This window comes from Streptomyces sp. NPDC107559 (assembly GCF_055657365.1).
The window spans coordinates 34253-46019 of sequence record NZ_JBVKBD010000004.1; the positions used below are offsets into that span (position 1 = coordinate 34253).

Below are 11767 nucleotides of genomic sequence, written 5' to 3' on the forward strand. Positions count from 1 at the left end.
GACGGGCACACCTACAGCCGACCCGCGGGGCCGCACCGGCCGCGTGGACGCCATCAGCCTCAGGGGGGCGCATGCCAGCCACATCTCCGTCGTATCCGAGCCGCAGACGTCGTACGTACCGGGTTCTCGCGGCCGCCGCCGGTCTCGCCACGGTCGGCGCACTGGCCGCCGCGCTGCCGGCAAACGCGCACGACAACGGCAGGCACGGTCATCCGCGGCCGGCCCGCTACCAGGACGTCCAGCTGCTGTCCTTCAACGACCTGCACGGCAACCTCGAACCGCCGTCGGGTTCCTCCGGCCGGGTCACCGAGCTCCAGGCCGACGGCACGACGAAGACCATCGACGCGGGCGGCGTGGAGTACCTCGCGACGCATCTGCGCCAGGCCCGCATGGGCCACCCGTACTCGATCACCGCGGCCGGCGGCGACATGGTCGGCGCCTCCCCGCTGATCTCGGGCCTGTTCCACGACGAGCCCACCATCGAGGCGCTGAACAAGCTCGACCTGGATGTCACGTCCGTCGGCAACCACGAGTTCGACGAGGGGGCCAAGGAGCTGGCCCGGCTCCAGAACGGCGGCTGCCACCCGACGGCCGGCTGCTACACGGACAAGAAGTTCAAGGGTGCCGACTTCCCGTATCTCGCGGCCAACGTCATCGACGAGAAGACCGGCAGGCCGATCCTCAAGCCGTACACGGTGTGGAAGAAGAACGGCGTCAAGATCGGCTTCATCGGCGTGACCCTGGAGGGCACCCCGGGCATCGTCTCCGCCGACGGCGTCAAGGGCCTCAAGTTCCAGGACGAGGTCGAGACGATCAACAAGTACGCCAAGGTGCTGGACAAGCAGGGCGTGAAGTCGATCGTCGCGCTGATCCACGAGGGCGGACTGCCGGCCTCGGGCGCCTACAACTACAACTGCGACTCGCCGGGCGCCGGTGACGGCATCTCCGGCCCGATCGTCGACATCGCCAAGAACATCACGCCGAAGGTCGACGCGCTGGTCACCGGCCACACCCACGCGGCCTACGTGTGCACCGTCCCCGACCCGTCGGGCAAGCCGCGCATGGTCACCTCGGCCGCGTCCTTCGGCCGCCTCTACACGGACACCACGCTCACGTACGACCGCTTCACCGGCGACATCGCCCGTACGTCCGTGAAGTCCGCGAACCGCGTGGTCACCCGGGACGTCGCCAAGGCGGCCGACATGACCGCGCTGATCAGCAAGTGGAACACCCTGGCCGCCCCGGTCGGCAACCGGGCGATCGGCTACATCTCCGCCGACGTCAACAGCACCGGCACCGAGTCCCCGATGGGCGACCTGATCGCGGACGCGCAGCTGGCGTACGCCAGGGAGCTGGACCCGAAGACCGCCGTGGCGCTGATGAACCCGGGCGGGGTCCGCGCCGGTCTCACCTACGCGGCCAAGGGCAGCGAGGGTGACGGTGTGGTGACGTACGCCGAGGGTTTCACGGTGCAGCCGTTCGCCAACACCGTGAACCTCCAGGACTTCACCGGAGCCCAGCTCATCCAGGTGCTGAAGGAGCAGGTCAGCGGCTCGAACGCGGCCGCGCCGAAGATCCTCCAGCCCTCGGCCAACCTGACGTACACGCTGGACCTGACGAAGTCCGGAGCCGACCGTGTCGTCACCGACTCCATCCGGCTGAACGGCGCCGCCATCGACCCGGCGGCCACCTACCGCGTCGCGACGAACAGCTTCCTCGCGGGCGGCGGAGACGGCTTCACCACGCTGGGCCTGGGCACGAACGACGTCGTCGGCGTCGACGACCTGGAGGCGCTGGTGCGGTACATGACGGCCAACTCGTCGGCGGCGGCCCCGCTGGCGCCGCCGGCCGCCAACCGGATCACGATCGTCCAGTAGGTCTGCCTGTTCCCCGAGGGGCCCGGGACGTACGCGCGGCGTACGTCCCGGGCCCCTCGTTGCGTGTCTGCGTCTCGTGTCTGCGTCGGCGTGTCGGCGTGTCGCGGCTACGGCTCGCGCATGTACGAGGGCACCAGGGACCTCCAGCGCCGGCGCTGCACCACGGCGACGACGGCGAACGCGGCCGCGGGAACACACACGAACAGCAGGAACGGATGCACCGGAGCCCCGATCACTATCCGCACGATCAACACCGGGAACATGGCCGCCAGGGCGATCACCGCACCGGTGACCGAGTGCTCCCAGGCCTTGCGGTGCCCGGTCCGCAGCCGTATCCGCTCCTCCGTCTCCGGCTGCCGCTCCCAGGCCGTCCCACGGTGCCGGACGGCGCTTCCGCGCAGCTCCTCCAGCTCGGCGGGGAAGTCCGCCACCTGCCAGTCGTCCATGTGCCGGAGCAGCGTGCGCCGGCCGTCGTGGCGGTAGAGGTAGGCGTACAGCAGGGGCCCGTCCGAGCGGCGGTTGCGGAGCGGCTCCGCGCGGATGTCGTAGATGTCCGCCCAGGGCACATGCCGCTCCCGCAGGGCGCCGCGCACGGTGATCCCGTCGGCCCCCACCCGGGTGCGCCCCCGGGCGTGCTGCAGCCAGGCCCAGCCGGCGATCGCCAGCATCAGGGCGACGAACCCGGCCTTGGCCCAGAGCGGCATGGAGTTGCCGTCCCGGGTCGTCTGAAGCACGGCATTCACGGTGATGACGATCAGGAAACCCAACCGCGCCCGGGACATGGGCCGTCGCCGGAGCCTGTACTCCCGCTCGAAGCCGCTTCCGCCGGTGTTCGCAACGACGCTCACGAAGCCTCCCCCTCAGGCAGCACATCGTAGGACCGGACCGGTCGGACGTGCCGCTCGGGGTACTCCGGAATTTCCGCGACGCCGGGGCGCCGCTAAGGGAGTTCGGGAGGCGGTGTCTTGGAGCCGGGCAGGCGGAGTGTCGCGACGGTTCCGCCGCCTGTCGCGCGGGTCAGACTCACCTCGCCGCCGGCCTGCTGCACGGTGCGCGCGACGATCGACAGACCCAGGCCCGAGCCGGGCAGCGCGCGAGCGCTCGGAGAGCGCCAGAAGCGGTCGAAGACGTGCGGGAGTTCCTCGGCGGGGATGCCGGGGCCGTGGTCGCGGACCGTCAGGACGCCCTCGCTGAGCCGCACCTCGATCGCGCCGCCCTCGGGGCTGAACTTCACCGCGTTGTCGAGGACGTTGACCACCGCCCGCTCCAGCGCCGTGGGTTCCGCCCGTACGTACCAGGGGTCGACGGAGGACGTGATCGTCAGCTCCGGGCCGCGCAGGCGGGCGCGGCGCAGGGCGGCCTCGACGGTGTCCTCCAGCGAGACCACCTGGACGCGTTCGCCCTGCTGGCCCTCCGACCGCGACAGTTCCTGGAGGTCGCCGATCAGCGCCGCCAGTTCCGTCATCTGCGCCTTCACCGAGGCCAGCAGCGCCTTGCGGTCCGCCTCCGGCAGGGGGCGGCCGGTCTCCTCGCTGCGCGTGAGGAGCTCGATGTTGGTGCGCAGGGAGGTGAGGGGGGTGCGCAGCTCGTGCCCGGCGTCCGCGATGAGCTGCTGCTGGAGCTCGCGGGAGCTGGCCAGCGAGGAGGTCATCGAGTTGAAGGAGCGGGAGAGCCGGGCGATCTCGTCGTCGCTGTCGTCCTCGACCGGGATGCGGACGCTGAGGTCCTCGGTGCGGGCGACGTGCTCGACGGCGTCGGTGAGCTTGTCGACGGGACGCAGGCCCGCCCGCGCGACGGCCAGACCGGCCGCCCCGGCGCCGATGACTCCGATGCCGGAGACGAGAAGGAGGATGAGGGCGAGGTCGTTGAGGGTGGACTCGGTGCCCTTGAGCGAGACGCCCACCATGACGGCCCCGTTGGACTCCGTCCTGGTGAGGGAGTTCTCCAGGGTTACGGGTACCGTCATCACCCGTACGGAGTTGCCGTTCGAGTCGGTTCCGTTGCGGATGATGCCCTCACCGCTGGCCGCGTTCTTGATCACGTCCTTGTCTGCCTGGGTCACCTTGATCGCGCCCTCCGAGTCGTCCAGGACGCAGGCAGTTCCGTTCGTCTGGACGACCTGGGTGTAGAGGTTGCGGAACGGGTTGTTCGTGTTCGAGGTCTGGGTGCAGTTGCGGAGCGCGTCGTTCATCGCCTGCTCCTGGACGAACTGCTGGCCGGGCCCCCTGATCCGCGCCTTCGTCAGGTCCGCGTCGACCTGGTCGTACAGCTTCCCCTGCACGATGAACCAGCACGTCACCGAGACCGCCGCCACCGCGAACGCCACCGCCGCGGCGACCAGCATCGACAGCCGTGCCCTGATCGGCAGGGTACGGAACCGGTGGGCCAGCGTGCTCACTCCGCGCCGCCCTGGCGCAGCACGTACCCGACACCGCGGACCGTGTGCACGAGGCGCGGCTCGCCGCCCGCCTCGGTCTTGCGGCGCAGGTACATGACGTAGACGTCGAGGGAGTTGGAGGAGGGCTCGAAGTCGAAGCCCCAGACCGCCTTGAGGATCTGCTCACGGGTCAGGACCTGGCGCGGGTGCGCCATGAACATTTCCAGCAGCGTGAACTCCGTGCGGGTCAGCTCCACGGGGCGTCCCGCCCGGGTCACCTCGCGGGTGGCCAGGTCCATCCGCAGGTCGGCGAAGGTGAGGGCCTCGTCGGCCTGGTCCGGTCCTGCGGTCGCGGACGCGTACGAACTGCGCCGCAGCAGCGCTCGGACCCGGGCGAACAGCTCGTCCAGTTCGAACGGCTTGACCAGGTAGTCGTCGGCGCCCGCGTCGAGTCCGGTGACCCGGTCGCCGACCGTGTCACGGGCCGTCAGCATCAGGATGGGCGTGGTGTCGCCGGCGCCGCGGATGCGACGGGCCGCGGTCAGACCGTCCATCCGGGGCATCTGGACGTCGAGGACGACCAGGTCGGGCCGGTAGGCGGTCGCCTTCTCCAGGGCGTCCGCACCGTCCACGGCGACTTCTGTGGCGTACCCCTCGAAGGCGAGGCTGCGCTGGAGTGCTTCGCGCACCGCCGGCTCGTCGTCGACGATCAGGATGCGCTGGGTGTCACGGTCGCCTTCGGCGGAGCTCATGGGCGGGGTTCCTCGGAGGATGCGGTGGGACGTCTGCGTGCTGAGCGGGCTGAGCGGTGTGGTCGGTGTGATCGGTCTGGTCCGGCGGTACCGCGTTCAGCCTCGCATGTTTCCCGGCCAGGGGGTCGAGGAAGCGGGCGGCGGGCCGGACCGGCCACGCTCAGCCGCGGATCGTGTTCAGCCGCCTCAGCGGCACCTTGCGGCGGTGCGGACGGGCCGCGGAGGTGCGCAGGCCCATCAGCTCGGGAGCCACCTCGGGCGCCCGCCGCGTCGGCGCCGGCGGTGCGTTCAGCTCGTACGCCACTTCGAGGGCCAGGGCGAAACCGGCCGCGTCGATGCCTGCCACCGGGTGGGAAACCTGCTTGATCATGACGTACTCCTCTGCGTGTGCGGCGGGCGGGCCGGTTCAGCTGTCGGAGCCACCTGCCCGCAGGTCGGCCAGGTCTGCCTTGACCGTGTTGATCGGGATGGCGAAGCCGAGACCGACGCTGCCCGCGCTGGACGAGGACGAGGAGTCCGCGCCCGAGTACATGGCGGAGTTGATGCCGATGATGTTGCCGTTCATGTCGATCAGCGCGCCGCCGGAGTTGCCGGGGTTGAGCGAGGCGTCCGTCTGGAGCGCCTTGTAGGTGGTCGTCGAGGAGCCGGTGTCGCCGTTGAACTGGCGGCCGCCGAACTCGAACGGCCACTGGCCGTTGCCGCCGCCCTGCCCCTGGTCCTGGCCCTGGCTCTCGTCGGTGGAGACGGTCACGTCCCGGTTCAGCGCCGAGATGATGCCGCTGGTGACGGTGCCGGTCAGGCCCTCGGGGGAGCCGATCGCCACGACGTCGTCGCCGACCTGGACCCCGTCGGAGTTGCCGAGGGTCGCCACCGGCAGGCCGGAGGCGTTCTTCAGCTTGATCAGGGCGAGGTCCTTCTTGCTGTCGGTGCCGACGACCTCGGCGGAGTACTGCTTGCCGTCGCTCGTCTTCACCTTGATCGACGAGGCGCCGGAGATGACGTGGTTGTTGGTGACGATCTCGCCGTCGCTGGTGATGATCACCCCGGCGCCGGTCGAGGTGCCGTTGCCGAGCGTGGCGCCGACCTCGACGATGCTCGGGCTGACCGCCGCGGCGACCCCGGAGACCGTGCCCCTCTTCGCGGCGGGCACCACGTTGGTGCTGGTGGAGCTGGAGGCGACCGAGTCCTTGCCGGTGAGCTCCTGGATGCCGTAGGCCGTGCCGCCGCCCACGGCCGCGGCGATGATCGCCACGGCGGCGAGCAGGGCGACCGTGCCGCGGTTGCGCTGCTTCTTCGGCGCGGGCCCGGCGGGCACGGCGGCGAGGGGAGCGGTGCCGCCGCCGTGGCCGGCGCCGGAACCGGAGCCGTCCGCCGCGAAGCCGGCGAAGTCGATCGGAGCGGTGGGGGCGGCGGGGGCGGTCGCGGGGGCGGCCTGGGCCGGCCACACCGTGGTGCCGGGCTCCACCGTCACCGGCTCGGTGTAGGGCTGGGCGGGCCGGTAGGCCGGCGGGGGCGGCCACTCCGGGTCCACGGGAGAGGAGGCGTGCTGCTGCTGGGGGTACGCGGGCTGCTGCTGGTCGCCCTGGTAGGGGTTCTCGTACTCGCCGCTGCGGCGGAAGCTCTCGGTCATGAGGAGAGCTTCCCGCCCCACGATGAGAGGTTCCTGAGTGCTCCCTGAGAAGGCGGGTAGAACCTCGTATGCCCGATATAAAACGGGTCCCCACGGCCGGGCGAGACTTCTCAGAACGATCTCAGAAACGCCTCGGACCAGGGGCGGCGGACGTGTGGCGGCTCATGCGCGGCCCAGGTGCGGCGGGCGTGCCGAAGCTCACCCGCAGCCCGGAGTTCACCCACAGCCCGGAGTTCACCCACAGCCCGGAGCTCACCCACAGTCCGGAGCTCACTCGCAGCCGGAAGCGCTCACCCGCAGCCGGAAGCTCACTCGCAGCCGCAGGACCTGCGGGCGACCAGCTTCGAGGGGAACACCTTCAGCCGCTCCCGTCGCGACCCGGCGACGCGCAGCCCGTCGTCCAGCACCAGGTCCACCGCGGCCCGGGCCATCGCCGAGCGGTCCGAGGCGATCGTGGTCAGCGGCGGATCCGCCAGCGCCGCTTCCTTGATGTCGTCGAAGCCGGCCACCGCCAGCTCTCCCGGCACGTCCAGGCGCAGCTCCCGCGCCGCCCGCAGCAGGCCGATCGCCTGGTCGTCGGTGGAGCAGAAGACCGCGGGAGGCCGCTGGGGGCCGGACAGAAGTTCGAGGGCGACCTTGTAGGCGTCGTAGCGGTTGTACGGCGCCTCGAAGAGCCGCCCCTCCGTCGATATCCCGGCCTCGTCCATGGCGCGCCGCCAGCCCTCGACGTGGTCGGAGACGGGGTCGCCGACCGCGGGGGTCTCCGCGGTGCCGCCCATACAGGCCACGTACTCGTAGCCGTGCTCCAGCAGGTGGCGTACGACGTGCTGGGCGCCGCCCAGGTCGTCCAGGACGACGGCGACGTCGTCGATGGCCTCGGGCCGCTCGTGCAGCAGGACCACCCGGGCGTCCCAGGCCTCGATCTCGGCGGCGGCCAGGTCGTTGAGCGCGTGGCTGACGAGGATCAGGCCGGAGACGCGCATCCCGAGGAAGGCCCGCAGATAGTGGACCTCGCGCTCACCGATGTAGTCGGAGTTGCCGACGAGCACCATTTTCCCGCGCTCGGAGGCGGCCTGCTCGACTGCGTGCGCCATCTCCGCGAAGAACGGCTGGCGTGCGTCCGGCACGATCAGGCCTATGAGGTCGGTGCGCCGGGACGCCATCGCCTGCGCCACCCGGTCGGGCCGGTAGCCCAGTTCCTTGATGGCGGCGAGGACACGCTCGCGCGTGGCCGGGGCGACCGGCCGGGGTCCGTTGTTGATGACGTAACTGACCACCGCGGTGGAAGTCCCCGCCAGTCGCGCCACATCATCCCGAGTCACCTTGGCCACGCGCGGAGTCTACGCGGATGGATCCGCGCTGGGCAGGGCGTATCAGAGCTTGGATGTGCGCGTGCGCCGCCCCGGACACCCTGCCCGAGCGCCCGCTACGCCTCCGCCCCGACCCCGGTGCTGTCCAGGGCGGCCGTCTCGTCCGCATCCTCCGGCTTTGGCTTGGCCGCCTTGGCCTTCGCCTCGTCCGAGGAGCGCTCGCCCTTCTCGGGGGTAACGAATCGATAACCGACGTTCCGGACGGTTCCGATCAGCGACTCGTGCTCGGGGCCGAGCTTGGCGCGCAGCCGCCGTACGTGCACGTCGACGGTCCGGGTGCCGCCGAAGTAGTCGTAGCCCCAGACCTCCTGGAGCAGCTGTGCGCGGGTGAACACCCGGCCCGGGTGCTGCGCCAGGTACTTCAGGAGCTCGAACTCCTTGAAGGTGAGGTCGAGGACCCGGCCCTTGAGCTTGGCGGAGTACGTCGCCTCGTCGACCGACAGGTCGCCGTTGCGGATCTCCATCGGGGAGTCGTCGTTGACGATCTGCTGCCGGCCCATGGCCAGCCGCAGCCGGGCCTCGACCTCCGCCGGGCCGGCGGTGTCGAGGAGCACGTCGTCGATGCCCCAGTCGGCGGTCACGGCCGCGAGGCCGCCCTCGGTGACCACGAGGACGAGAGGGCAGCCGGGTCCCGTGGACCGCAGCAGCTGACACAGGCTGCGGACCTGGGGGAGGTCCCGCCGGCCGTCGATGAGGATGACGTCGGCGCCCGGGGTGTCGACCAGGGCCGGGCCTTCCGCCGGGGCCACCCGCACGTTGTGCAGCAGCAGGCCGAGGGCGGGCAGCACCTCCGTCGAGGGCTGCAGGGCATTGGTCAGGAGCAGCAGAGAACTCATCGCACGCCACCTGCCTGGGTCGTCGTCACATGTTCGTGCAAGGTTCGCTCGCCCATAACGTCTCGTTCCTCCTCGGTCCCTGCGAGGACGTTTGCGGCACTGCCTCCTACTGTGCGGCTCCCGCTCCTCTGGGACCCGCCACGACTCCAGGGAGTCGAGGTGTGCCGAAGGCCCTGTACACCTGCGGTTTCCCGCTTTGCATACAAAGCGCCCGAAAGCACAAAAGGACTCGGGGGCTTCACTGCCCGAGTCCTCTGTCCAGCAGAATAGCCCACATGAGCATCAGTCCGGCAGGTCATGAGGCGCGTTCCACCGTTCGTCCGAATCCCGAGACGAGCAGACCTGCACCATTGCGGACGTTTCTACACACCGTCGACGGTGTGACGATCGATTCCGTATACGACCCGCCGGCGGTCGTATACGAAGAGGACGCGCCACCCGCCCGTGACCTCGTGTTCGTCGTGGCGCACGGGTTCACCGGCGCCGCGGACCGGCCACATGTTCGCCGGGTGGCGAAGGCGCTCACGCGGTACGGAGCCGTCGTCACGTTCTCCTTCCGCGGCCACGGGGCCTCGGGCGGACGGTCCACGGTGGGGGACCGGGAGGTGCTCGACCTGGCGGCCGCGGTGGAGTGGGCCCGCGGGCTCGGGCACCGGCGCGTGGTCACCGTCGGCTTCTCCATGGGCGGCTCGGTGGTGCTGCGGCACGCGGCGCTGTACGGCCCTGAGGACCAGGGGGGCACGGACGCCGTGGTCTCGGTCAGCGGCCCGGCCCGCTGGTACTACCGGGGCACCGCCCTGATGCGCCGGGTGCACTGGCTGGTGACCCGGCCCGAGGGCCGCCTGGTCTGCCGCCTCGGCCTGCGCACCCGTATCCACCACCGCGACTGGGACCCGGTGCCGCTGTCCCCGGTGGAGGCGGTGCCGCGGATCGCGCCCAGGCCGTTGCTGATCGTGCACGGCGACCGGGACGGCTACTTCCCCGTCGACCACCCCCGGATGCTGGCCGCGGCCGCCGGCGAGCACGGGGAACTCTGGCTGGAGCCCGGCATGGGCCATGCCGAGCACGCGGCGGACGAGGAACTGCTGCGCCGGATCGGCCGCTGGGCCGCGGCACCGGCCCCGGCACCCGCCCCGGCCGCGGCACCGGCGTCGCACGGCGGGCGGGAATTTGACGGCAGGGCCTAGCCTGATCGTGTTCACAGCCGAACCGACTCGAGGGACGAGATGGCAAAGGGCACGGTGCGCTACTGGGCCGCCGCCAAGGCCGCGGCCGGGGTCGCCGAGGAGCCGTACGACGCGGCCACGCTCGCCGGGGCGCTCGACGCCGTCCGGGAGCGGCATCCCGGCGAACTGGCGCGTGTCCTGCGACGATGCTCGTTCCTCGTCGACGGGGACCCCGTCGGGACCCGCGGGCATGAGACGGTACGGCTGGCCGAGGGCGGCACGGTCGAGGTGCTCCCGCCGTTCGCAGGAGGATGACCCCACCGATGACCAACCAGCCGTACGAACCCCGCGAGGGGACCCCGTACGAGGGCTACGCCCCGTACGGGCAGCAGCAGGCGCACCAGCAGCAGCACCCGCAGCAGGCGCACCAGCAGCAGGCGCACCAGCAGGGCCACCAGCCGCAGCAGGCCTGGTCGGGGCAGCAGCACCAGCCGTACCCGTACGGCGACCAGCAGCACACCCAGCAGTGGCAGGGGCAGACCTGGGAGACCCAGATGCAGCCCCCGGTCCCCGCGGCACCCGTGGCGGAGACGGCGTACCTGCCGCCCGTCGGCCAGGCGCCCCAGGGACATCAGGGACATCAGGGACAGGCGCAGCCGCAGCCGCAGCAGGGCTACCGGGAGCCGTCGGCGGGCGGCTGGTCCGCAGCGGGGCAGGCCCAGCGGACCGCTGCCCGGACCGCGGCCGAGCCCGCCGACCGGCCCGCCGGTGACGGCGACGCCGGCGCGGCGGGGGGATCCTCCTACGGCCCCGCCACCCTCGCGGGCAACGCCCGCGTCACCGATGCCCAGCGCGCCCGCCTCGAAGGCCGCTCCCCGATCATCGAGCCCGGGATGCAGCCCGCCGCGCTCACCGCGCTGCTCGGCCTGCTGCTCTCGGGAGCGGCGGCCGTCGGCTCGTACGCCCTGCTCGTCCCGCTCGTCGCCCTCCAGGCCGTCACCGCGGCGGGCTGGTTCCGGCTGAACGGGATGTGGCCGGCCCGGCAGGGCATCGCGCTCGCCTTCCTGGGCGCGCTGGTCTCGGACGCGGCGGTGTTCGCGGCCGGCCGTGAGCACGGGCCCGCCGCGATCCTCGGCACCCTCGGCGTGTGGGTGCTGCTCTGCCTCGTCCTCCAGCTGCGCTCGCACGCCGACCCGGACGAGCGGATGTACGGCCTGATGGCGGGCGTCGCCTCGGCCGCGCTGGCCATCGCGGCGACCGGGTACCTCGCCGCCGAGGCGGACGTGGTGTCGGTCGGCGCCGCCGCGGTGGCCGTGGCGGTCCTGGCCCGTGCGCTGCCGCTGCCGACCCCGGCCTCGGTGGTCGTGTCGCTGTTGGCCGCGGCGGGCGCCGGTGTCGCGGTCGGCGGGATGACGGACCTCGGCGCGAAGGGCGCGCTGCTCGGCGCCGGTGCCGCGGTCTGCGCGCTGATCGGCCACCGGGTCGCCAGTTACGACTACCCGTCCCGGTTCGTGCACTTCACGGCGGGCGTGGCCCTGCCGCTGGCGGCCGCGGCCCCGGCGGTCTACGTACTGGGCCGGGCGCTCGGCTAGGGCCTGTCCTGGGAAAGACCCAGAAGACCGCCCGGGGGCGGGCGAGGGGGGAGGGGGGGGGGTTTTCGGGGGGCGCCTGTTCGTTTTTTTGGGGAGATGTTGGGTGCACGGGGGGGTGAAGGGGGTGGAGAAGCCCCGGGGAGGCGGGACACACGGGGGGCACGGTT

11 protein-coding genes are annotated in these 11767 nt (G+C 71.7%); 4 read left to right on the forward strand and 7 right to left on the reverse strand.

The features are described from left to right. The first annotated feature begins 71 nt into the window (after positions 1 to 71). Positions 72 to 1877, forward strand: coding sequence for a bifunctional metallophosphatase/5'-nucleotidase (locus tag ACZ7OY_RS14665; protein ID WP_471911718.1), 1806 nt, complete (start codon positions 72 to 74; stop codon positions 1875 to 1877). Positions 1878 to 1984: 107 nt separating this feature from the next. Here ACZ7OY_RS14665 and ACZ7OY_RS14670 read toward each other — a convergent pair whose 3' ends face one another. From ACZ7OY_RS14670 to ACZ7OY_RS14700, 7 genes are all read right to left on the reverse strand, one after another. Further along, a complete protein-coding gene (locus ACZ7OY_RS14670) occupies positions 1985 to 2725 on the reverse strand; it encodes a PH domain-containing protein (RefSeq protein ID WP_471911719.1) in 741 nt (246 codons plus the stop codon). 92 nt (positions 2726 to 2817) lie between these two features. Then, complete coding sequence (locus ACZ7OY_RS14675) at positions 2818 to 4221, reverse strand: HAMP domain-containing sensor histidine kinase (protein ID WP_471912088.1); 1404 nt, start codon at positions 4219 to 4221, stop codon at positions 2818 to 2820. A gap of 50 nt (positions 4222 to 4271) precedes the next feature. After that, positions 4272 to 5006 (reverse strand): response regulator transcription factor, encoded by a 735-nt coding sequence (locus ACZ7OY_RS14680; RefSeq protein ID WP_471911720.1) that lies wholly within the window; start codon positions 5004 to 5006, stop codon positions 4272 to 4274. 160 nt (positions 5007 to 5166) lie between these two features. Next, on the reverse strand, positions 5167 to 5376 hold the full coding sequence (locus tag ACZ7OY_RS14685) for a hypothetical protein (protein WP_471911721.1): 210 nt from the start codon (positions 5374 to 5376) through the stop codon (positions 5167 to 5169). Positions 5377 to 5412: 36 nt separating this feature from the next. Beyond that, complete coding sequence (locus tag ACZ7OY_RS14690) at positions 5413 to 6636, reverse strand: S1C family serine protease (RefSeq protein WP_471911722.1); 1224 nt, start codon at positions 6634 to 6636, stop codon at positions 5413 to 5415. 308 nt (positions 6637 to 6944) lie between these two features. Then, positions 6945 to 7967 (reverse strand): LacI family DNA-binding transcriptional regulator, encoded by a 1023-nt coding sequence (locus tag ACZ7OY_RS14695; RefSeq protein ID WP_471911723.1) that lies wholly within the window; start codon positions 7965 to 7967, stop codon positions 6945 to 6947. Between the two features lie 95 nt (positions 7968 to 8062). After that, the gene (locus ACZ7OY_RS14700) at positions 8063 to 8842 is read right to left on the reverse strand and encodes a winged helix-turn-helix transcriptional regulator (protein WP_351619338.1); all 780 of its coding nucleotides are present in this window, start codon (positions 8840 to 8842) and stop codon (positions 8063 to 8065) included. Positions 8843 to 9117: 275 nt separating this feature from the next. On the opposite strand from ACZ7OY_RS14700, the gene ACZ7OY_RS14705 reads away from it, so the two are divergent. From ACZ7OY_RS14705 to ACZ7OY_RS14715, 3 genes are read left to right on the forward strand one after another with little or no spacing between them, the layout of a single operon-like run. Further along, complete coding sequence (locus tag ACZ7OY_RS14705) at positions 9118 to 10029, forward strand: alpha/beta hydrolase (protein ID WP_471911724.1); 912 nt, start codon at positions 9118 to 9120, stop codon at positions 10027 to 10029. Between the two features lie 39 nt (positions 10030 to 10068). After that, a complete protein-coding gene (locus ACZ7OY_RS14710) occupies positions 10069 to 10323 on the forward strand; it encodes a MoaD/ThiS family protein (protein WP_471911725.1) in 255 nt (84 codons plus the stop codon). Positions 10324 to 10331: 8 nt separating this feature from the next. Then, the gene (locus tag ACZ7OY_RS14715; protein ID WP_471911726.1) at positions 10332 to 11600 is read left to right on the forward strand and encodes a hypothetical protein; all 1269 of its coding nucleotides are present in this window, start codon (positions 10332 to 10334) and stop codon (positions 11598 to 11600) included. Positions 11601 to 11767: the final 167 nt, after the last annotated feature.